Genomic DNA, 21,500 nt, shown 5'->3' with positions numbered 1-21,500 from the left:
GTCAGACCACTTCGCCTGGCTCACCAGATGCATCAGAGATTGATGCTTGGCCGAGACCTGGGCCGGTGCCACCACCGCTGCCATCGGTTCCACGCTCTTGCGCTCGCCAGGTAGCAGCAGGCCCGTGCAATAGTCCTTGAACGGCACAGCACGATCCGCTCGCCCAAGAGCCAACGTCAACTCATTGACATACTTACTAAAACGATCCTCACCTGCGTCGATGTTCTGGGTCATTCGAGCCGCCAATTCGCTTCTTGAGACGAATCACAACCCTACCAAATCTCACACGCGCGCGAATCTCCTAAAATCGTGACTCAGTAGAATGAGGACCCGCCCCCCTTCACAGTCCCGCCAGCGCGTCCTGCAACTTGGCGCGGCGTGCCAGCGCCTCCTCGAGACGCTCGCGGTTTTCCTCGATCACCTCTTCCTTGGCACGGGAGATGAAGTCGGGATTGCCGAGCTTGGCGTTGATCTTGGCGATCTCGCCATCGATCTTGTCCATCTCCTTCTTGAGACGCGCCTTCTCGGCTTCGATGTCGATCACGCCTTCGAGCGCCAGCGCCGCCACGGCGCCACGGGCGATGATCTGCACCGATCCCTTGGGCGCCGCCGGAGCGTAGGAGATCTCGCTGATACGGGCGAGAAACTTCAGCGTGTCGCCATAGGCAGCCACGCGTGCCTCCACGGCCGGCGAGGCATTCACCATCACCAGTGGGGTCTGCGCGCCGCCAGGCACCCCCACCTCGGTCTTGATCGAGCGGATCTGGGAGACGAGATCGACCAGCCAGCCGATCTCCTCATCCGCCTCTCCATTGAAGAGGCCGCCGAGATCCGGCCAGGGGGTGAGCGCGGCCAGTTGCCCGCGCGGCTCAGGCCCGGCTGTCACCGCCCAGAGTTCCTCCGTCATGAAGGGCATGAAGGGGTGCAGCAGGAGCGTGGCCTGGTCGAGAATGAACGCCACCATCGCCCGCGTTTCGGCCTTGGCCGCCGCATCGCCATTGTCGATCAGCGGCTTGGAAAGCTCGACATACCAGTCGCACACCACGTTCCAGATGAAGCGGTAGACCGCGCCGGCGGCGTCGTTGAAGCGATAGGCCTCGATGGCACGCTGGATCTCGCCCACCGCCTTCTCAGCCTCGCCGGCGATCCAGCGGTTGAGCGCGATCTTGGCGGTCTTCGGGTCGAAGGAAGGATCGCGCGCGCAGCCCTTCATTTCGGCAAAGCGCGTGGCATTCCACAGCTTGGTGCCGAAATTGCGGTAGCCCTTCACACGGTCGATCGACAGCTTCACATCGCGCCCGGGCGCTGCCATCGCGGCCAGGAAGAAGCGCAGCGCGTCGGCGCCATAGCGGTCGATGCCGTTTGGATAGAGCTTGCGCGTCTCGGCGGTCACATGGGCGATGTCGCGCTTGTCCGCCAGCGCGGAGGTGCGCTTGGCGACCAGGGGCTCCAGCTCGACCCCGTCGATGATGTCGAGCGGATCCATGACGTTGCCCTTTGACTTCGACATCTTGGCGCCCTTCTCGTCGCGGACGAGGGCGTGGATGTAGACGTCGCGGAACGGCACTTCGTTCTGGGTGAACAGGCCTGTCATCATCATGCGGGCAACCCAGAAGAAGATGATGTCGAAGCCGGTGACAACCACCGAGGTCGGATAATATTTGGCGAGCTCCGGCGTCTTGTCCGGCCAACCGAAGGTCGAATAGGGCCAGAGCGCCGAGGAAAACCAGGTATCGAGCACGTCCTCGTCTCGCGTGATGACAGCGCCGGCGCCCCACTTCGCATCGGCCTTGGTGCGCGCCTCGGCCTCGTCGCGGGCGATGACATAGTCGCCATCAGGACCATACCAGGCCGGGATCTGATGGCCCCACCAGAGTTGGCGCGACACGCACCAGGGCTGGATGTTCTCCAGCCAGTCGAAGAAGGTCTTCTCCCAGTTTTGCGGCACGAAGCGGGTCTCGCCGCGGCGCACGGCATCGACGGCCTTGTCGGCGAGCGGACGCACGTTGACATACCACTGGTCGGTGAGCCAGGGCTCGATCGGCACGCCCGAGCGGTCACCATGCGGCACCTGGTGCTTGTGCTTCTCGACCTGCACCAGACGACCGGCCGCTTCCATGTCGGCGACGATGCGCTTGCGCGCCTCGAAGCGCTCCAGGTTACGGTAGGCTTCCGGCGCATTCTCGTTGAGATGCGCTTCGGCCGTGAAAATGTTGATCACCTCGAGGTCATGCCTGCGGCCGACCTCGAAGTCGTTGAAGTCATGCGCCGGCGTGATCTTCACCGCGCCCGTGCCCTTCTCGGGATCGGAATAGTCGTCGGCGACGATCGGGATGAGCCGGCCGACCAGCGGCAGCTTCACCGTCCTGCCCACCAGATGGGTGTAGCGCTCGTCGGTGGGATGCACGGCCACCGCGGTATCGCCAAGCATGGTCTCAGGACGGGTGGTCGCCACCGTGATGGTTTCGCCCGTCTCGTTGCCGGCATCATCGACCACCGGATAGGCGAAATGCCAGAGATGCCCGTTGATCTCCTCCTGCACCACTTCGAGATCCGAAATGGCGGTGAGGAGCTTGGGATCCCAGTTGACGAGGCGCTTGTCCTTGTAGATCAGGCCGGCCTCGTTCATGCGCACGAAGATCTCGATAACGGCCTTGGAGAGGCCCTCGTCCATGGTGAAGCGTTCGCGCGACCAGTCGCAGGAGGCACCCAGGCGCTTCAGCTGATTGACGATGGTGCCGCCGGATTCTTCCTTCCACTTCCAGACATAGTCGAGGAACTTCTCGCGGCCGATATCGCGCCGGTGGATCTGGCGCTCCTGCAGCTGGCGCTCTACCACCATCTGCGTGGCGATGCCGGCATGGTCGGTGCCGGGCTGCCAGAGCACGTCCTTGCCGCGCATGCGCTCGAAGCGGCAGAGGATATCCTGCAGCGTGTTGTTGAGGGCATGGCCCATATGCAGCGAACCGGTGACGTTCGGCGGCGGGATCACGATCGAATAGGGAGCAGCGGTCTTGCGGTCCGCGCGGCCTGCACGAAAGGCTCCCGCTTCTTCCCAGGCCGCCGACACGCGCGGCTCGACGCTGGCGGGATCAAAGGTGGTCTCGATCATGATGTTCTTTCAAGGCAATGCTGAGCGCGACCCGACAGGGCGGCGATATTCGCGTGGTTAGTGGCAGAAATATCGCCCGAAAGTCAATGAAACCGGTGGCGTGCGATCGCCATCAGCTTCCGCGCCTGTCAACGGACTATCGAGTGGCGCTGAGCACGATTGCAACGGCTGAACAGGCCACTTCGCCACAGCTTGATCTTGCAAAACAATACGGCATTGCCGTATGATGCCTTAGATGCCGCCTGTTCCCACGCATTCCATTGTCGAGACTACCGCCTTTACCGGTCAAGCCCGAAGGCTTGAGGTCACGGCCGAAGAAATGGCAACCCCCTATGACACATATGCTGCCAACCCGTCCTATGGACAGATCGTTCGCGGTACAGGCGGCCTGCGGAAAGGAAGGATTTCGAAGTCAGACACAGGAAAGAGTGGTGGATATCGCGTCTTCAGCTTTTTTGCAGATGAACGCGACCCTGTATTCCTCCTTTGGATTATCGACAAATCCGAGGACGAGACACTGACTGATGCTCAGGAAAACGCCTTCAAGCGCCTGACATCGCAGTTAAAGAAGGAATTGCGAAATGAAGGACAATGATTTCAAGGGCATTCTAGCTGGGCTCGATGACGCAATTTCCTTCGTGAAGGGAGATGCCTCGCGCGCTCGCGTCATCGCAGAGCTGGATGTGAAGGCGATCCGTGAGAGAACGCGCAAATCCCAGCCTCAGTTTGCCAAGGCGTTCCATATCCCTATAGGAACGCTTAGGGACTGGGAGCAAGGGCGGCGCATGCCGGATGCTCCGGCACGTGTGCTGCTGTCCCTAATCGACCGTGATCCTGAGACTGTCGAGAAGCTCCTGACTGCCGCATAGTACGCCCTACCATGCGGTGCGTCCTTTTCGCCTGCTACCATGAACATTGGGTCGCCGCGCTGAAGAACATACCGGTCTGGAACCATCTCCACCGTGACCTCAAGTGCTCTTGCGCTATTGTTGCTGAACTCAAGTTTCTGCGTTGAGTCGGCAAACGGGCCAAAAGGACGTTCCATGTCTCACCCCTTGGCTTTCGTCGCCTTCTCGGCTTTCTTGACCTGCCGGTAGCGTTTGGCCCAGCCAGCGATCTCGACCTGGCGGCCGCGGGCGACCGCCAGGGCATCCTCGGTAACATTGCGCGTGATCACCGATCCAGCCCCGACATTGGCGTTGTCGCCCACCTTGACCGGCGCCACCAAGGCTGAGTTGGAGCCGATGAAGGCCCCAGCCCCGATATCCGTCTTGTGCTTGAGATAGCCGTCATAATTGCAGGTGATGGTGCCGGCCCCGATGTTGGCCTCGGCCCCGACGCGGGCATCGCCGATATAGCTGAGATGGCTGATCTTGGCGCCCTGTTCGACCTGGGCGGCCTTGATCTCCACGAAATTGCCGACCTTGACGTCCCTGCCGAGATCCGCCCCTGGCCGCAGGCGTGCGAACGGTCCCACCGAGGCCCCACCGGCGACCCTGGCGCCCTCGAGATGCGAGAAGGCATGGATCACCGCGCCGGATTCGATCTTTACGCCTGGTCCGAACCAGCAATTGGGCTCGACGAGCACGTCATTGCCGATCACCGTGTCATAGGAGAAGAACACTGTCTCTGGCGCGATCAGCGTCACACCATCCTTCATGGCCGCGGCACGCAAGCGCGCCTGCATCATGGCCTCGGCCTGCGCCAGTTGCACCCTGTCGTTGACGCCATGCACCTCCTCCTCCGCGATGGGACGCGCCACGGCCTTCAGGCCGCGCTGATGCGCGATCTCAGCGGCATCGGTCAGGTAGTACTCGCCTTTGGCATTGGCATTGCCGATGGCGTCGAGCAGAGCGAGGCTGGTCTCGCCACGCAGCGCCATCAAGCCGCCATTGCAGAAGCCGATAGCCTTCTGGTCGGGCGTAGCGTCCTTCTCCTCGACGATCCGGGTCAGCGCGCCATCCTCGACGATCAAGCGGCCATAGCCGCTGGGGTTGGCGGCGTGGAAACCGAGCACGGCAACATGCGCGCCGTCTTCGAGAGCCGCCTTGAGGGTCTCGATCGATTGCGCGCGCACCAGCGGTGTGTCGGCATAGAGCACGATGACATCCTTGCCACCTAACAAGGCCTGGCGTGCAGCCAGCACGGCATGCCCTGTGCCTTTGCGCTCGGCCTGGGTGAACACGGTGCAGCCCGGAAAGGCCTTCTGCGCCACCTTGGCGACATCCTCGCGCCCGGGCCCGACCACCACGGCCGCATCGTCGATGCCGGCCTCGCGCACGCTTGCGAGCACATGCGCGAGCATGCACCTGCCCGCGACGGCATGCAGCACCTTCGGCAGCGATGACTTCATGCGAGTGCCCTCGCCGGCGGCGAGGATTACAGCGAGGGTCGATCTGGCCATGGAATCATCCGGAAAAGCTCGACAGGTTATCTCTAGACAAAGCGCGTTCTGCGGTTCTTGCCGATTCTGTCAGATCGCAAAACGCTGCAGCCGTTATTGGGAAGGCGGGCCTGTCGCGCAAGCCTACCCACATGCGAAAACGGCGATGACCAAACCTTACGACAAGAAAATGGAAAGTTCCTTGCTTCCATCATGAGGCCGTCACGATTCTTCGGCTGATGGAGGGCCAGCAGGTCCTCGGTCGGCATGGAAGCTGGCGGAACAATTGTGTCCAGCAGTTGTTGCCTGTCACCGTATCACCTATGGTGACCTGCGACCGCACCTCCTTCGAAGGGACGTCCCTGCCCTCTCACCCGCACTGCGCCTTTCGAAAGCGCGTTAAGAAGCCCATGAACAGACGCGACTTTTTGACATTTGCGACCATCGCCGCTGGCGTCCTGGCCTATCCCTGCCGCGCGATGGCTGCAATCGATGTGCCCGGCCTGAAGGAAGGTGAGGTGTTTTCCCGCGACAAGCTGCTGGATTACGCCAAGAACCTCGCCAAGAGCAGCTATCAGCCCCCCGACCCGACTTTGCCTTCCGCGCTGCAGAACCTCGACTACGAGCAGTATGTATCGATCCGCTTCCGCCCCGACCGGGCGATCTGGAGCACGGATCACCGTGGCTTCGTGATCGAGCCCCTGCATCGCGGCTTCATCTATGCCGCCCCTGTCGATCTCTTCACGGTCGAGGATGGCCGCGTGCTCGTGGTCCCCTACGAGCCGGATATGTTCGATTTCGGCAAGATCGCGCCGCCGGCCGCCGATGCAAAGCTCGGCTTCTCGGGCTTCCGTCTGAAATCGCCGATCGACGCGCCGGATCGCTTCGACGATTTCGCCATCTTCCAGGGCGCCAGCTATTTCCGCGCCATCGCCAAGAACCAGGTCTATGGCGCCGTGGCACGCGGCCTTGCCGTCAACACCGGCGAGGCGACAGGTGAGGAATTCCCGTTCTTCCGTTCCTTCTGGATCGAACGCCCCGCGCAGGACGCGCAAGACCTCGTGGTCCATGCCTTGCTCGATTCGGAAGCGGCGACGGGCGCCTTCAAACTGACGCTGCATCCGAACGACCCGACGACGATCGATGTCGAGTGCACGATCTATCCGCGCGTGAAGATCGACCATGTCGGCATCGCGCCGCTGAATTCCATGTATTTGTTCGGCACGAACGACCACAAGGGCGTCGATGACGTGCGTGTGGCCGTGCATGCCTCCTCCGGCCTCCAGATGCTGTCGGGCGGCGGCGAGTGGATCTGGCGCCCGCTGCAGAATCCCGAAACCCTGCAGATTTCCGCTTTCGTCGACAAGACCCCGAAAGGTTTCGGCCTGTTGCAACGGGACCGCAACCCTGCCGATTTCGAGGACAGCCGCCATCGGTACGAGACGCAGCCCAGCGTATGGGTCACCCCCAAAGGCGATTGGGGCGAGGGCTCAATCCAACTGGTGGAAATTCCGAGCGATGCCGAGATCCACGACAACATCATCACCTATTGGCGGCCCAAGAACCCACTGGAAATAGGCCAGGAATATCCCTTCAACTACCGCACCACCTGGTGCTGGACGCCGCCTCAGCAGCCGCAAATGGCGCTGGCCCACGCGACCCGCGTCGGTGCCCTGGGTGAGAAACGCCGCCTTTTCGTAATCGATTTTCAGGGTGATCTTTTTTCGAACCCCGATAATCTCAACGGGGTGACGCCGGATATCACCGCCAATCCTGGCAAACTCAGCGATGTGAGTTTGACTCTCGACACGGACCGGCGCATCGGACGGCTGACCTTCGGGCTTGAACCGGGCAGCGAGACCTATTCGGAAATGCGTGCTGTCCTGATGAAGGATGGCAAGCCAGTGAGTGAGACGTGGCTTTATCGATGGACACCGTAGCGGATCAACCCGGCACAGACACACCGACCCTCTCGCGGGAAAGGCCCGACCTCCGGCCGGCCTTGCCCGAGGAGAATCCGCTGTCGATGCCGATCCAGTCGCTATCGAAATGGTCTCGCGCCGAGGAGCGTTCCTGGATCCACCCCGCGCTGCATCACGGCTCCTGGGCGATTCGGCTGTTCGTTTTCGGCGGCATGGTCCTGCTGACGGCTTTCGGCGCCTGGGAAATGTACAAGGTGGTCGAGGTCGGCGGCGTCACCCTGCTCGAATGGGCGCTGGTCTGCCTCTTCGTCCTGAACTTCTCCTGGATCGCGCTCGCCTTCACTGCGGCAATCGCCGGCTTTGTCTATCTCTTGTTTCACCGGCGCATCACGCAGCCCCTGCCCCCGCAGTTGGCAAGCCGCACCGCGGTGCTGATGCCGATCTACAATGAAGCGCCGAGCCGCGTCTTCGCGGCAATGCAGGCGATCATCGAATCGGTGGAGCAGACCGGCCTCGGCAAGGCCTTCGACTATTTCTTCGTCTCCGATACCACCGACCCTAATGTCTGGATCGCCGAGGAACGTGCCTTCGTCGCCATGCGCGAGCGCCTGGGCCCCAATGTCGCCTTGTGGTATCGCCACCGCCAGCGCAACACCAACCGCAAGGCCGGCAACATCGCCGATTGGGTAACACGCTGGGGCGGTTCCTACGATCATATGCTGGTGCTGGATGCCGACAGCCTGATGACCGGCAGCGCCATCACGCAGCTTGCCGCCGCCATGGAGCGAGATCCCGATGCCGGCATCATTCAGACCCTGCCGCTGATCATCAACCGCAACACGCTGTTCGCACGCATCCAGCAATTCGCTGCCCGGGTCTATGGTCCGGTGATCGCCGAGGGATTGTCGCTCTGGATGGGGCATGACGGCAATTACTGGGGCCACAATGCCATCATCCGCACCAAGGCCTTCGCCGCGCATTGCGGCATGCCCGATCTGTCGGGCAAACCGCCCTTCGGTGGCCACATCCTCAGCCACGACTTCGTGGAAGCCGCGCTGATCCGGCGGGCCGGCTATGCTGTCTACATGCTCAACGATGTCACAGGGTCCTATGAGGAAAGCCCGCCATCGCTGATCGACCTCTCGGCCCGAGACCGGCGCTGGTGCCAGGGCAACCTCCAGCACACCCGCGTGATGGGTGCCAAAGGCTTCCACCCCTGCACGCGCCAGCATTTCGCCAACGGCATCTTCTCCTATCTCGCCAGCCCTCTCTGGCTGCTGCAGTTGCTCGTCGGCCTGACCATCGCCCTGCAGGCGCATTTCATCCGCCGCGAATATTTCACCGACGAGTTTTCGCTGTTCCCTGCCTGGCCGGTGTTCAACGCCGAGCTCGCTCTGGCGCTGTTCGGCGGCACCATGGGCATCCTGCTCGCGCCCAAGTTCTTCGGCATCATCATCATGCTGCTGGACGGGCCGAACCGCAGGGCCAGCGGCGGCGGCATCCGCCTGGTCCTGTCGGGGCTCATCGAGATCTTCCTCTCGGCCCTCCTGGCGCCGGTGATGATGCTGATCCAGTCGGGCTCCGTGTTCGAGATCCTGGTCGGCCGCGATTCCGGCTGGAAGCCGCAGCGCCGCGATGACGGCTCGATCCCCTTCCGTGACATCGTGAAGCGGCACCGCTCGCATACCATCCTCGGTCTGTTCGCCGGCGTTGCCGCCTATGTCATCTCGCCCTATCTGTTCACCTGGATGTCGCCGACCATCATCGGCCTGCTGCTCGCCATTCCGCTGTCCTGGGCTTCCGGCCAGCTCAGCATCGGCCTGTGGCTGCGCCGCCATGGCTTCCTGGCAACGCCCGAGGAAACCCATCCGCCTGAGGTGGCAACCCGCGCCAATGCCCTCAGCGAAGAACTAGCGGCGGCGGGTGAAGATGACAGCGACGCCATTGAAGTGGTCTATCACGACGCCGATTTCCGCGCCTTGCACGAGACCATGCTGCCGACCGCGCCTCTGCGCGAGCGTGGCCGTTTCGAGCAGGACCGTGTGATGGCCCAAGCCAAGATCGCCGAGGCCGTCTCGATCGAGGAAGCGGTGAAGTGGCTGAACCCGAAGGAGCGCTTCGTGGCGCTGCACGACCACAGCCTGATCGAGAGCCTGTCGCGGCTACACGAGCAGACCACGGCGCAGGAGCCCGCTTGAGCATCTGGTAGATAGCCTTTGCTCCCCGTCAGAAACGATTGTTGACATTGCACAGATGAGAAGGCCGGGCCAGCCCCGTACAGGCTGGCCGCGTATTAGCGATGGGGCTTGACTGCTCTGCCTGGCCTGGGATCAGGCTCCCACGCCTAGCGACTTCAGCTTGCGATGCAGTGCCGAGCGCTCCATGCCGACGAACTCGGCGGTGCGCGAGATGTTGCCGCCGAAGCGGTTGATCTGCGCGATCAAATATTCGCGCTCGAACAATTCGCGGGCATCGCGCAATTGCAGGCCCATCAGCTGTTCGCCGCCCTGCCCGTTCGGCCGGGTTGGCATCAGCGCACCGATCTCGGGCGGCAGCATCTCCGCCGTGATGGTCGCGTCGGGCTCGCCACCGACCAGGATCATCAGGCGCTCGATATTGTTGCGCAGCTGGCGGACATTGCCGGGCCATTCATGCGACTGCAGCACCGCCATGGCATCGGGACCCACCACCCGGCGCGGCAGGCCGGTCGCGGCGCCGATCTGGCCCTGGAAATAGTCGACCAGTTCGGGAATGTCCTCACGGCGCTCGGATAGGCCGGGCACGCGGATCGGCACCACCGACAGGCGGTGCAGCAGATCCTCGCGGAAGCGCCCGTCCGAGACTTCCTCGGTGAGATCGCGCGAGGTCGAGGTGATGATGCGCACGTCGACATGCACCTTGGTGGCACCGCCCACGCGTGTGAAGCTCTGGTCGATCAGGACGCGCAGGATCTTGCCCTGGGTCTCGCGCGGCAGGTCGGCGATCTCGTCGAAGAACAGAGTGCCACCATGCGCCTCCTCGAAGGCGCCGATCTTGCGCGTGCGCCCCTCACCGCCCTCGACGCCGAAAAGTTCGGTCTCCATGGTCTCGGGCGTAATGGAGGCCGAGTTCAGCACCACGAAGGGGCCGTTCGCGCGGGCGGAGGCCTGATGGATGCTGCGCGCCGTCAGTTCCTTGCCCGAGCCCGGTGGGCCGGCGATCAGCACACGGCTGTTGGTGGGCGCGGATTTCTCGATGATCTGGCGCAGCTGGTTCATGGCCGAGGAACGGCCGATCATCTTGGAGGAAGAACCGGAGATCTGGCGCAGCTGCGTGACCTCACGGCGCAGGCGCCAGGTCTCGAGTGCCCGGTCGGCGACCAGCACGAGACGGTCCGCCTTGAAGGGCTTCTCGATAAAGTCATAGGCGCCGATCTTGATGGCCGCGACCGCCGTCTCGATGTTGCCATGGCCGGAGATCATCACTACGGGCACTTCCGGATGCTCGGCCTTCAGAACCTCGAGCAATTGCAGGCCGTCCAGGCGCGAGCCCTGCATCCAGATGTCTAGGAAGATCAATTGCGGCCGGCGCTGCGCGATCGACGCCATGGCATCGTCGGAATCCTTGGCCGTGCGCGCACCGTGACCTTCATCTTCGAGAATGCCGGCCACGAGTTCGCGGATATCGGCCTCATCGTCAACGATTAGAATATCGGTCGCCATTCTCTACCCCTGCTCAGATGGATGAGTTCCGGCAAGCCTAGGAAGCTCGCCAGGACGCGTTTCGAAAAACGCAAACGGATGGAACGAAAAGGATTGCGGTCGCGAGGAAGGCTCATTGCGCGGCCTCGCTCTTCGTATCCGGTTCGGCGGGGAACCACAGGCGCATCATGGCGCCATGGCCGCCATCGGCAACGGAGGGCGCGTCCAGGAGCTCGATACCGCCACCATGCTCCTCCATGATCTTGCCGACGATGGCGAGGCCGAGGCCCGTGCCCTTCTCGCGCGTGGTAACATAGGGCTCGAGTAGCTTCTGCCGGTTCTCCTTGGGCAGGCCGATGCCGTTGTCGATGACCTGCACCATGATGTTCGGCCCGTTATGAAACACCGAGACACCCACTTGCCCCGGCTCCCTGTTGCCCTCGGGCATGCCGACGATCGCTTCGGTGGCGTTCTTGACGATGTTCGTCACCGCCTGGGAGAGCAGGCGTCGGTCGAAGCGGCCGATGACAGGCGCTGGTGGCGGATCATAGGTGAAGGTGATGTCGGGATAGCCGATGCGCATCATGAAGACGACCTGCTTCACCATCTCGCCGAAATCCTCGCTTTCGATCGAGGGCTTGGGCATGCGGGCGAAGGAGGAGAACTCGTCGACCATGCGCTTGATGTCGTCGACCTGGCGGACGATCGTGTCGGTGCACTGGTCGAAGACCTCGCGATCCTCGACGATCACCTTGCCATATTTGCGGCGGATGCGTTCGGCCGAAAGCTGGATCGGCGTTAGCGGATTCTTGATCTCGTGGGCGATGCGGCGGGCGACGTCCGCCCAGGCCGAGCTACGCTGGGCCACCACGAGCTCGGTGATGTCGTCGAGCGTCACCACATAGCCGTGCTCGCGCATGGTTGACTGCTCGGAGGTGACGCGCACAGTGACATTGCGCTCGCGCCCCTCCCGATTGATGGTGATCTGGCCCTGCACCAGGCGCGACCGGGTATGCAGCGCATCGGTGAGATAGGTCGACAGTTCCGGCATGAGCTCGGCGAGCGGCCGGCCCACGGGCGACTGGCGCGACTTGATCCACTGGCTCGCCAGCGGGTTCACCACGGTGATCTTGCCTTCGTCGTCGATGCCAATCACGCCGGTCGATACCCCCGACAGCACCGCCTCGATGAAGCGGCGTCGGCTGTCGAGCAGATCATTGGCGCCGAGCAGGTCGTTGCGTTGGGTCTGCAGCGTATCCGTCATGTGGTTGAAGGTGTCGCCCAGCTTGCCGAGATCGCCCGAGCCCGGCGTCACCGGCACATGCACCTTGAGGTTGCCGCCGGCGACCTGATCCGCGGCACCGATGAGACGGCGAATGGGCTCGACCAGGCGATTGGCGAAGGAAAGGCCGATCCAGATCGCCGCCAGCAGCATGTTCAGGGCGATGATGGCGTAGAGCAGCGCGAAATTGACCTGGGTCGGAAAGCGCGTCGCCTTCAGGTCCTCGAAGCGGGCGGAATCCTCGCTCGTCTGGCGAATATATTCGGCGATCTTGGGATCGAAGGGCCTGATGATGAAGAGATAGCGGTCGTTATAGGCCGACAGCTTCAGCACCTGGCCCATGATGTCGCGGGAGCCGGGATCGATGCGCACGCTCGGTACCGTATCTGCCGTATTAAGCGCCGGATAGAGTTTGGGCGGCAGGGGAAAGGGCAGGTTCCCGGGAATATAGGCCTGCTCGGTCACCTTGCCCTCATGGGTCACGATCACGGCGCTCGAAAGCCCATAATTGGCGGCCAAGACATCCATGAGCCGCTGAAACTGGTCGCGATCGCTGTAGAGCGAGGAATATTTGTTGAGGTCCGCGGCCATGGAAAGACCGGCGTAGCGCAGCTGCTGCGCCTGCTCGTCCTGATAGGAATTCGCAACAGCCACAGAGGTTTGGACGATGTTGCTCACGCGGGTCGAGAACAGGTTGTCCAGCCCGCGGTCAAGCGAGATGATGGCAACCGTCGCCAGCAGCAACACAGGCACGGCGGAAACGATGGAGAAAAGCCCGATCACCCGCATATGCAGCGCCGCACCTGCCTGGCCGCGGCGGCGGGCCACGATCAGGTTGCCGGCCTCCACCGCCAGCAGCACGAGCAGAGCCACGATGAAGGAGGCGTTGACGATGAAGAGAGCATCGATGGCATTGCTGTAGGCCGCATCCGTCGTCGATAGCAGGGGCGCGGCGTCGATCCCTAGCCAATAGCGCAGCTGTGACACGAGGTTCTTCAGCAGCGACGCGATCGGTTCGACGTCGACCAGCACGAGGAAGGTGCCGATCGCCGAGGCAACCGAGAGGATCACCAGGCCGAAGCCGAGCAGGCCAAGGCGCCTAGCCGGCATGCCGGTGGTTTCGAGCACCGATGTCTCAGCCTTGTCTACCACTGCCATGCCTGAAGCTGCTCCGCGCCTTGCCTTCGAACGGGGCGCCATGAGCACACGCCTACCCCGCCTCGGCGTGCTGAGTTATTCCTGCAACACTGTTGCCAAATTGTAACAGAATCAAGGCGAGGCTTCGGGGAAAACCCTGCCGCACCACCGACAAACGGCAATTGCACGCCGGTTTGGGGCGATATTTCTGTGGATGAAAAGGGATTCGAAGTCTGACCTAACGGCAAGAGGCTCGATCCGGTTAACGGATCGAGCGAATCACCTGGATGTCGAGGTCGCGAATTTTCTTGCGCAGCGTATTACGGTTCACGCCAAGCAGTTCGGCCGCCTTGATCTGATTCCCGCGCGTAGCTGCCAGCGCCGCGCCGATCAGCGGCTCCTCGATATCGCGCAGGATGCGGTGGTAGAGGCCTGGCGGGGGCAGTTCTTCGCCGAACTTGCCGAAATAGCGGGTCATGTGCCGCTCGACGGACGCCGACAGCGTTTCGTCGCTAGGATTTTCGGATTCGAGCGGCATCGTCTCCGATGTCGCCAGCTCCTGCTCGATGATGGCGGCGGTGAGCGTCTCCTGCGGATAGAGCGCCGAGAGGCGGCGCACCAGGTTCTCGAGCTCGCGCACATTGCCCGGCCAGCGATGGCGTTTGAGGCGCTCGACAGCCGAGACGTCGAGGTGTTTGGGCGGCAGGCCCTCGCGCTCCACCAGCTTGAAGAAGTGGCGGGCGAGATCCGGCACGTCCTCGGCGCGCTCGCGCAGCGGCGGCAGGCGCAGCGGCACCACGTTGAGGCGGAAGAACAAATCCTCGCGGAAAAGGCCCTGCTGGATCAGTACGCGCAGGTCCTTGTTGGTGGCGGCGACGATGCGCACATCCGTCTTGATCGGCGTGCGGCCGCCAACCGTGGTGTATTCGCCCTGCTGCAGCACACGGAGCAGGCGGGTCTGCGCCTCCATCGGCATGTCGCCGATCTCGTCGAGGAAGAGCGTGCCGCCCTCGGCCTGCTCGAAGCGGCCGACCGAGCGGGTGTTGGCCCCGGTGAAGGCGCCCTTCTCATGGCCGAACAGTTCGGATTCGATCAGGTCACGCGGGATCGCCGCCATGTTGATGGCGACGAAGGCCCCGCTACGGCGCTTGCCGTAATCATGCAGAGCGCGGGCCACCAGTTCCTTGCCGGTACCGGACTCGCCCGAGATCATCACCGTGAGGTCCGTCTGCATCAGGCGGGCGAGCACGCGGTAGATTTCCTGCATCGCCGCCGAGCGGCCGACCAGCGGCATGTTCTCGGCTTCGTCGCTGGAGCGCACCGCGGGCTTGCCCTTGGGCTCGCTGAGCGCGCGGCCGACGATGGCGATCAGTTCCTTGAGATCGAAAGGCTTGGGAAGATAGTCATAGGCGCCCTTCTCCGAGGCACGGATGGCGGTCATCAGGGTATTCTGGGCGCTCATCACCACAACCGGGAGTTCCGGCCGGAGCTTCTTGATGCGTGGCAGCATGTCGAAGGCGTTCTCGTCGGGCATCACCACGTCGGTGATGACGAGATCTCCCTCGCCCTGGCTCACCCAGCGCCAGAGCGTGGTGGCATTTCCGGTGGAGCGCACTTCGTAGCCGGCGCGGGACAGGGCCTGGTTGAGCACGGTCCGGATGGCTGCGTCGTCATCGGCTACGAGGATAGAGCCTGCCTGCATACTGGATATTCCTATGCGCTATGCGCTGCGGTCTGAGCGGTACATGGGGAGGAGGATACGGAAGACGGTGCGCTTGTTCTGGCTCTCGCATTCGACGATGCCACCATGGTCGCCCACGATCTTGGCCACCAGGGCAAGGCCAAGCCCGGTGCCGCTGGTCTTGGTGGTGACGAAGGGATCGAAGAGATAGGGCAGAAGGTCCGTCGCGACGCCCGGCCCGTTGTCCTTGATGCACACCTCGATCGGCAAGCTCACGCGCGAGGCCGAGCCCGGCACCGACAGGCGCACGCCCGGCTTGAAACCCGTGGTCAGGATGATCTCGCCTTCGGGACTGCCGTCGATCGCCTCGGCGGCGTTCTTGACCAGGTTGAGAATGACCTGGATCAACTGGTCCTTGTTGGCGTGCACCGGCGGCAACGAGGGGTCGTAGTCCTCGACGAACTTGATCTTCCGGGCAAAGCCGGACTGGGCCAGCTTCTTCACATGCTCCAGCACGACATGGATGTTCACCGGGCTGCGGGCGACCGGGCGCTCGTCCGAGAAGACCTCCATGCGGTCGACGAGCTTGACGATGCGGTCGGCCTCGTCGCAGATCAGCTGGGTCAAGGCGCGATCGGGATCGTCGACCGACTGCTCCAGCAATTGCGCCGCGCCGCGGATGCCGGAGAGCGGGTTCTTGATTTCGTGCGCCAGCATGGCGGCGAGCGCCGTCACCGAACGGGCGGCGCCGCGATGGGTGAGCTGGCGGTCCATCTTGTCGGCGATAGTGCGCTCCTGCAGCATGATCACCACACCGCCGGAATTGTCCTGCATCGGCGCGACCTGGATATCCACAGGCCGCTCGCCTCCGAGCCGGGGCGAGCCGAGATCGACGCGATATTCGTTCACCGGCGCATTGCGCTCGCGCACCTGCCCGATCAGCGCCAACAAGGGCGAACCGAAAGGCAGCAGGTCCTTGAGAAGGTTGCGGCGCATCACCGGCGCGCTGATATCGAAGAAAGCTTCGGCCGCCATGTTGGCGTCCACCACCCTGCCCTGTCCGTCCACGGAAATGATGGCGTGCGGCAAGGCGTTCAGGACGGCCTCATGATTGGGCAAATATCTTGGCAAGGCCGTCATGCTGCCATCCGTTCGAGACTTGCATAAAAAGCGGAGAAGCCGGCTGTCACCTGCGACGGGTCCTCGCCGGTCAGGACCTTCCGGCGCAGCCCGTCGTCGCCACCGCCGAAATACTCCTCGGCGGCGTCCATCGCGGAGGCCAGGTGCTTGCGCGCATGGCGGATGCCCTGCCTGGCGCCATAGAGCGCCAGCAGCCCGTCATAATGCTCCAGCGCCAGTTCCTTCTGGATTTGCGCCGAGGGCACCGGCAACGCATGGCCCGCCTTGAGCTCACGGGCGATATGCCCCGGCAGCCAGGGCCTTCCCTGTGCGGCGCGCCCGACCATCACGGCGTCGGCACCTGACTGGCCGAGTATCGCCAGCGCATCCGAGAGGTTGCGGCAATCGCCATTGGCGACGACCGGGATCGATACGGCCTGCTTGACGGTGCGGATGGCGCGCCAATCGGCGCTGCCCTTGTAGAATTGCATGCGGGTGCGGCCATGCACCGAGATCATCGCCGCCCCGGCCTCCTCGGCTCGCCGGGCAAGCGAGGCTGCGTTGAGGCTGTCATGGTCCCAGCCAAGACGCATCTTTACCGTGACTGGCACCTTCACCGCGGCAACCGTGGCATCGATCAGCCTCAAAGCGTGGTCGAGATCACGCATCAGGGCAGAGCCGGCCCAACCGCCTGTCACCCGCTTGGCGGGACAGCCCATATTGATGTCGATGACATCGGCGCCGGAATCGACGGCCACGCGTGCAGCCTCGCCCATCCAGCGCGGCTCGCATCCGGCAAGCTGTATGACGTGCGGACCGTCCCCAGGGGCTTCGGCGCGCAAGCGCGCCTCCTCGTCGCCGACAGCCAGCCTGTCGCTCGCCACCATTTCGGAAACCACGAGCCCCGCGCCGCAGCGATGGGCAATACGGCGCAGCACGGCGTCCGTCACGCCGGACATGGGCGCGAGGATTACCTGATTGGCCAATTCTACCGCACCCACCCTCAGAGACCGTGTCGTCTCCTTGGCGAGCGGCGCGATCCTCTCACTGCCTACCATAAATGCAGGACTCCTTCATGCCTACAACTTAGCCAGTCGCCGCGTGCTCAGCAAGAGCAAAGCGCCTCGAAAACAAGCATGCCCGCAAAACGGGCAGTGTATAAGCCCTAGGGCACGGCTCTCCGCCCAGCAAGGCGGGATTTGCAGATTTTAGCGCTTTGGAAAATGATGGAGCTAACGCAAGGGCCTATCGCGAATCGCAAGGCATTGTCGCTCGGAGTAACGCGCATGAAACGCTTTCTATATCAGGCTCTTATGGCCACTATCTCCAGTGCCTTCTTCATTGGCGCTGCCTATGCCGGCGACGCTTCCGGCACCTGGCTTCGGGACAATGGCGAATCGAAGGTCAAGATCGGCTCCTGCGGCACGGCTCTCTGCGGTTCGGTGATCTGGGAGAAGGAGGCGGCCAAGCAGGGCAGCGTCGGCAAACGCGTCTTCTACGACATGGTCTCGGAGGGCGACAACAAGTGGAAGGGCAAGGCCTTCAACCCTGAAGACGGCAAGACCTATACGGGGACCATGACGCTCAACGGCGACAAGCTCACGACGGCCGGCTGCGTGCTCGGCGGCCTGATCTGCCGCTCCGTGACCTGGGTGCGGCAGTAGGCCTGGGAGCGCGGACATCTCAGCGACATGCCTTCATGTCGCGATGTCCGCGCTCCCAGCAATCAAATCCCCAGCTTGGCCTTCAAGAGATCGTTCACCGCCTGCGGATTGGCCTTGCCGCCGGTCTGCTTCATGACCTGGCCGACAAACCAGCCGAGCATGGTGGGCTTGGCTTTGACCTGCTCCACCTTGTCCGGATTGGCCGCAATCACGGCATCCACCGCCGCTTCGATGGCGCCGGTATCCGTCACCTGTTTCATGCCGCGGGCTTCCACCACGGCACGAGGATCACCGCCCTCGGTCCAGACGATCTCGAACAGATCCTTGGCGATCTTGCCCGAAATCACATTCTCGCCGATGAGATCGACGATGGCGCCGAGCTGGCTGGCAGAGACCGGCGACGACGAAATGTCGAGACCTTCCTTGTTGAGGCGGCCGAACAGCTCGTTGATCACCCAGTTGGCGGCGCTCTTGCCGTCGCGCCCCTTGGCGACCTCCTCGAAGAAATCGGCGGATTCGCGCTCGGCCGTCAGCACCCCGGCGTCATAGGACGACAGGCCGTACTGGCTGATGAAACGCGTCTTCTTGGGGTCCGGCAGCTCCGGCAGATGCTGGGCGAGATCATCGACATAGGCCTGGTCGAACTCGAGCGGCAGCAAATCGGGATCGGGGAAGTACCGGTAGTCATGCGCCTCTTCCTTCGAACGCATCGACCGGGTCTCACCCTTGTTGGGGTCGTAGAGCCGTGTCTCCTGATCGATCATGCCGCCATCCTCGATGATGCCGATCTGGCGACGGGCTTCGACATCGACGGCCTGGCCGATGAAGCGGATGGAGTTGACGTTCTTGATCTCGCAGCGTGTTCCCAGGGGATCGCCGGGCTTGCGCACGGAAACGTTCACGTCAGCGCGAAGATTGCCCTTGTCCATGTCGCCGTCGCAGGTGCCGAGATAGCGCAGGATGGTGCGCAGCTTCGCCACATAGGCGCGCGCCTCGTCGGCCGAACGCAGGTCCGGACGGGAAACGATTTCCATCAGCGCCACACCCGAGCGATTGAGGTCGACCAGCGAGACGTCGCCCACATGCATGGACTTGCCGGCATCCTGCTCCAAATGCAGACGCTCGATACCCACATGCAGCGTCTCGCCAGTCTCGGGCACCTCGACGATGACGGTGCCTTCGCCCACGATCGGCTGCTTGTACTGTGAGATCTGGTAGCCCTGCGGCAGGTCGGGATAGAAATAGTTCTTGCGGTCGAACACCGACTTCAGGTTGACCTGTGCCTTGAGACCGAGGCCGGTGCGGATCGCCTGGCGCACGCATTCCTCGTTGATGACGGGCAGCATGCCGGGCATGGCGGCATCGACCAGAGAGACGTGGCTGTTGGGATCGCCGCCAAACTTGGTGGAGGCACCCGAGAAAAGCTTGGCTTCCGAGGTGACCTGGGCATGGATTTCCATGCCCACGACCACTTCCCAATCGCCCGTGGCACCCTTGATCAGCTTCTTGGGGTCAAGCGTGGCGTCCATATCTAGGCTCCGATAGTTCGAAATCGAATGGGGCTGTTGTCAGCCCTGCTTGGAGCGCTTTGCAAGCTTGCGTTTTCAGCAAGAATCGCAAAACGCTTCTAGAACAAGTAGTTAAGACAAAACGCTATTTCTGCTTAAACGCGTTTTGCTCTTGTTGCTGCGAGGTGCCGGTCCTCATAGTCGATGGTCCAGGACACCATGTTGCGCCAGATCACTTCGGCGAGTTCCGGTGGCACGCCTTGGGCCTCGGCCATCCGGCGGGCAGAGGTCACCACTTCCTCGACACGTTCGGGAATGTTGGCGGGCAGACCGTCCCGGGTCTTCACCTTGAGGACCCGTTGCACGACTTCGAGGCGGGAAGCGAGGAGATGCACGAGCTTTTCGTCGATCGCATCGATCTCCTTGCGCAGATCCGACAGTTGCTCCTTCGTACGCTCCGCCTCGGTCATGATCAGGCCCACCAGTTCTGCGGCTTGCCGAGCGAACCAGCCGCCTGCTCGATGGCATGGCCGATCGTGAACAGCGTCTCTTCGTCGAAGGCGCGGCCGATGAGCTGCAGGCCGAGGGGCAGGCCCTCGCTCGACAATCCGGCCGGCACGGCGATGCCCGGCAGGCCCGCCATGTTCACGGTGACGGTGAAGACGTCGTTGAGATACATCTCCACCGGATCGGCGCCGGCCTTCTCGCCGATGCCGAAAGCAGGCGATGGCGTCGCCGGCGTAAGGATGGCATCGACGCCGTCGGCATAGGCCAGCTCGAAGTCGCGCTTGATCAGCGTGCGGATCTTCTGCGCACGCACATAATAGGCGTCGTAATAGCCGGCCGAGAGCACATAGGTGCCGATCAGGATGCGGCGCTTCACTTCGGCGCCGAAGCCGGCGGCGCGAGTCTTCTCGTAGAGCTCGGTGATCTCCCGCCCGGCGACACGCTCGCCATAACGGACGCCGTCATAGCGGGCGAGGTTCGAGGAGCACTCCGCCGGCGCCACGATGTAATAGGCCGGCAGGGCATATTTGGTGTGCGGCAGGCTGATCTCGCGGATCTCGGCGCCGGCATCGCGCAGCCAGTCGATGCCCTTCTGCCAAAGCGCATCGATCTCCGCAGACATGCCGTCGACACGGTATTCCTTGGGAATGCCGATGACCTTGCCCTTCACCGATTTGCCGATCGCCGCCTCGTAATCCGGCACGGCGAGATCCATGGACGTGGTGTCCTTGGGATCGTGGCCCGCCATCGACTTCAGCATGATGGCGCAGTCGCGCACCGTTTGACCAAAGGGCCCGGCCTGGTCGAGTGAGGAGGCGAAGGCGACGATGCCCCAGCGCGAGCAGCGGCCATAGGTCGGCTTGATGCCCGCGATGCCGGTGAAGGCGGCGGGCTGGCGGATCGAGCCCCCGGTATCGGTGCCGGTTGCGCCTGGGCACAGGCGCGCGGCAACGGCCGCGGCCGAACCGCCGGAGGAACCGCCGGGCACCAGGAATCCATTCGGCGTCCTACCGTTCGCGCGAGCTGTGGCAAGCTTCTCCCTGCCCTGCTCAGCGCTCCAGTTCGGCGGCAGCCAGGGCGAGACCACCGGGCCGAAGGCTGAAGTCTCGTTCGACGAGCCCATGGCGAACTCGTCATTGTTGATCTTGCCGAGCATCACGGCGCCGTCGCGCCAGAGCTGGCTCGTCACCGTCGACTCATAGGTCGGCACGAAATTGTCGATGATGTGCGAGCAGGCAGTGGTACGCACGCCTTCGGTGGCGAAGAGATCCTTGATGCCGAGCGGTACGCCTTCCAGCGGCCCGCCCTCGCCCTTGGCTAGCCTGGCGTCGGCCTTGGCGGCCATGGCGAGCGCCTGCTCCGGGGTCTCCAGCACATAGGCATTGAGGCCCCGCGCCTTCTCGATGGCGTCGAGATAGGCCTTGGTCGCCTCGGCGGAGGTGAAGGACTTCGCCTTCAGGCCATCGCGGATTTCAGCGAGAGTAAGATCGGTAATATGGCTCACG

At 63.1% G+C, this 21,500-nt stretch carries 16 protein-coding genes; 5 read left to right on the top strand and 11 right to left on the bottom strand.

All coding sequences use genetic code 11. The annotated features are described in order from the left end of the window. A partial coding sequence (locus tag QQL24_RS10285; RefSeq protein WP_284311880.1) for a transposase occupies positions 1 to 234 on the bottom strand: 234 nt, incomplete at its 3' end. A 106-nt stretch (positions 235 to 340) separates the two neighbouring features. After that, on the bottom strand, positions 341 to 3,112 hold the full coding sequence (locus QQL24_RS10280; protein WP_284311879.1) for a valine--tRNA ligase: 2,772 nt from the start codon (positions 3,110 to 3,112) through the stop codon (positions 341 to 343). 235 nt (positions 3,113 to 3,347) lie between these two features. On the opposite strand from QQL24_RS10280, the gene QQL24_RS10275 reads away from it, so the two are divergent. Beyond that, positions 3,348 to 3,707 carry a type II toxin-antitoxin system RelE/ParE family toxin gene (locus QQL24_RS10275; RefSeq protein ID WP_284311878.1) on the top strand — a complete coding sequence of 120 codons (360 nt, stop codon included), beginning with the start codon at positions 3,348 to 3,350 and terminating at the stop codon, positions 3,705 to 3,707. Next, positions 3,694 to 3,981: a helix-turn-helix domain-containing protein gene (locus tag QQL24_RS10270; protein WP_284311877.1), complete on the top strand. Its 288-nt coding sequence runs from the start codon at positions 3,694 to 3,696 to the stop codon at positions 3,979 to 3,981. Before QQL24_RS10275 ends, QQL24_RS10270 begins: the two co-directional genes overlap by 14 nt. Positions 3,982 to 4,160: 179 nt before the next feature. Here QQL24_RS10270 and glmU read toward each other — a convergent pair whose 3' ends face one another. Beyond that, complete coding sequence (gene glmU / locus QQL24_RS10265) at positions 4,161 to 5,516, bottom strand: bifunctional UDP-N-acetylglucosamine diphosphorylase/glucosamine-1-phosphate N-acetyltransferase GlmU (RefSeq protein ID WP_284311876.1); 1,356 nt, start codon at positions 5,514 to 5,516, stop codon at positions 4,161 to 4,163. A 389-nt stretch (positions 5,517 to 5,905) separates the two neighbouring features. Between glmU and QQL24_RS10260 the strand changes: the two genes are divergently transcribed. Together QQL24_RS10260 and mdoH are read left to right on the top strand one after the other, a co-directional pair. After that, positions 5,906 to 7,435: an OpgD/OpgG family glucan biosynthesis protein gene (locus QQL24_RS10260; RefSeq protein ID WP_284311875.1), complete on the top strand. Its 1,530-nt coding sequence runs from the start codon at positions 5,906 to 5,908 to the stop codon at positions 7,433 to 7,435. After that, positions 7,423 to 9,615: a glucans biosynthesis glucosyltransferase MdoH gene (gene mdoH / locus QQL24_RS10255; protein WP_284311874.1), complete on the top strand. Its 2,193-nt coding sequence runs from the start codon at positions 7,423 to 7,425 to the stop codon at positions 9,613 to 9,615. Before QQL24_RS10260 ends, mdoH begins: the two co-directional genes overlap by 13 nt. 132 nt (positions 9,616 to 9,747) lie before the next feature. Here the strand turns inward: mdoH and ntrX are convergent, their stop codons facing one another. The 5 genes from ntrX to dusB form a co-directional block, all read right to left on the bottom strand. Then, a complete protein-coding gene (gene ntrX / locus QQL24_RS10250) occupies positions 9,748 to 11,118 on the bottom strand; it encodes a nitrogen assimilation response regulator NtrX (RefSeq protein ID WP_284311873.1) in 1,371 nt (456 codons plus the stop codon). Between the two features lie 112 nt (positions 11,119 to 11,230). Then, positions 11,231 to 13,537, bottom strand: coding sequence for a sensor histidine kinase NtrY-like (locus QQL24_RS10245; protein ID WP_284311872.1), 2,307 nt, complete (start codon positions 13,535 to 13,537; stop codon positions 11,231 to 11,233). Positions 13,538 to 13,778: 241 nt separating this feature from the next. Further along, a complete protein-coding gene (gene ntrC / locus QQL24_RS10240; RefSeq protein ID WP_284311871.1) occupies positions 13,779 to 15,218 on the bottom strand; it encodes a nitrogen regulation protein NR(I) in 1,440 nt (479 codons plus the stop codon). A gap of 18 nt (positions 15,219 to 15,236) precedes the next feature. Next, positions 15,237 to 16,337 (bottom strand): two-component system sensor histidine kinase NtrB, encoded by a 1,101-nt coding sequence (locus tag QQL24_RS10235; protein WP_284311870.1) that lies wholly within the window; start codon positions 16,335 to 16,337, stop codon positions 15,237 to 15,239. Next, positions 16,334 to 17,374, bottom strand: coding sequence for a tRNA dihydrouridine synthase DusB (gene dusB / locus QQL24_RS10230; protein WP_284311869.1), 1,041 nt, complete (start codon positions 17,372 to 17,374; stop codon positions 16,334 to 16,336). Before dusB ends, QQL24_RS10235 begins: the two co-directional genes overlap by 4 nt. A gap of 228 nt (positions 17,375 to 17,602) precedes the next feature. Between dusB and QQL24_RS10225 the strand changes: the two genes are divergently transcribed. Next, positions 17,603 to 17,980 (top strand): DUF2147 domain-containing protein, encoded by a 378-nt coding sequence (locus QQL24_RS10225; protein ID WP_284311868.1) that lies wholly within the window; start codon positions 17,603 to 17,605, stop codon positions 17,978 to 17,980. A 62-nt stretch (positions 17,981 to 18,042) separates the two neighbouring features. On the opposite strand, the gene gatB is transcribed toward QQL24_RS10225, so the two are convergent. From gatB to QQL24_RS10210, 3 genes are all read right to left on the bottom strand, one after another. Continuing rightward, positions 18,043 to 19,509: an Asp-tRNA(Asn)/Glu-tRNA(Gln) amidotransferase subunit GatB gene (gatB, locus tag QQL24_RS10220; protein WP_284311867.1), complete on the bottom strand. Its 1,467-nt coding sequence runs from the start codon at positions 19,507 to 19,509 to the stop codon at positions 18,043 to 18,045. Between the two features lie 134 nt (positions 19,510 to 19,643). After that, positions 19,644 to 19,958: a chorismate mutase gene (locus QQL24_RS10215; protein ID WP_284311866.1), complete on the bottom strand. Its 315-nt coding sequence runs from the start codon at positions 19,956 to 19,958 to the stop codon at positions 19,644 to 19,646. A gap of 2 nt (positions 19,959 to 19,960) precedes the next feature. Continuing rightward, positions 19,961 to 21,499: an amidase gene (locus QQL24_RS10210; protein ID WP_284311865.1), complete on the bottom strand. Its 1,539-nt coding sequence runs from the start codon at positions 21,497 to 21,499 to the stop codon at positions 19,961 to 19,963. Between the last annotated feature and the right edge of the window lies 1 nt (position 21,500).

This window comes from Labrys miyagiensis, assembly GCF_030160835.1.
Classification (GTDB): domain Bacteria; phylum Pseudomonadota; class Alphaproteobacteria; order Rhizobiales; family Labraceae; genus Labrys; species Labrys miyagiensis.
The sequence above is the reverse complement of the archived record's forward strand: the minus strand, read 5'-3'. Positions and strand labels throughout refer to the sequence as shown.

Coding starts and splice junctions, on each gene's coding strand:
- QQL24_RS10280 (WP_284311879.1), bottom strand. CDS start 3,112: ATGATCGAGACCACCTTTGATCCCGCCAGCGTCGAGCCGCGCGTGTCG.
- QQL24_RS10275 (WP_284311878.1), top strand. CDS start 3,348: ATGCCGCCTGTTCCCACGCATTCCATTGTCGAGACTACCGCCTTTACC.
- QQL24_RS10270 (WP_284311877.1), top strand. CDS start 3,694: ATGAAGGACAATGATTTCAAGGGCATTCTAGCTGGGCTCGATGACGCA.
- glmU (WP_284311876.1), bottom strand. CDS start 5,516: ATGGCCAGATCGACCCTCGCTGTAATCCTCGCCGCCGGCGAGGGCACT.
- QQL24_RS10260 (WP_284311875.1), top strand. CDS start 5,906: ATGAACAGACGCGACTTTTTGACATTTGCGACCATCGCCGCTGGCGTC.
- mdoH (WP_284311874.1), top strand. CDS start 7,423: ATGGACACCGTAGCGGATCAACCCGGCACAGACACACCGACCCTCTCG.
- ntrX (WP_284311873.1), bottom strand. CDS start 11,118: ATGGCGACCGATATTCTAATCGTTGACGATGAGGCCGATATCCGCGAA.
- QQL24_RS10245 (WP_284311872.1), bottom strand. CDS start 13,537: ATGGCAGTGGTAGACAAGGCTGAGACATCGGTGCTCGAAACCACCGGC.
- ntrC (WP_284311871.1), bottom strand. CDS start 15,218: ATGCAGGCAGGCTCTATCCTCGTAGCCGATGACGACGCAGCCATCCGG.
- QQL24_RS10235 (WP_284311870.1), bottom strand. CDS start 16,337: ATGACGGCCTTGCCAAGATATTTGCCCAATCATGAGGCCGTCCTGAAC.
- dusB (WP_284311869.1), bottom strand. CDS start 17,374: ATGGTAGGCAGTGAGAGGATCGCGCCGCTCGCCAAGGAGACGACACGG.
- QQL24_RS10225 (WP_284311868.1), top strand. CDS start 17,603: ATGAAACGCTTTCTATATCAGGCTCTTATGGCCACTATCTCCAGTGCC.
- gatB (WP_284311867.1), bottom strand. CDS start 19,509: ATGGACGCCACGCTTGACCCCAAGAAGCTGATCAAGGGTGCCACGGGC.
- QQL24_RS10215 (WP_284311866.1), bottom strand. CDS start 19,958: ATGACCGAGGCGGAGCGTACGAAGGAGCAACTGTCGGATCTGCGCAAG.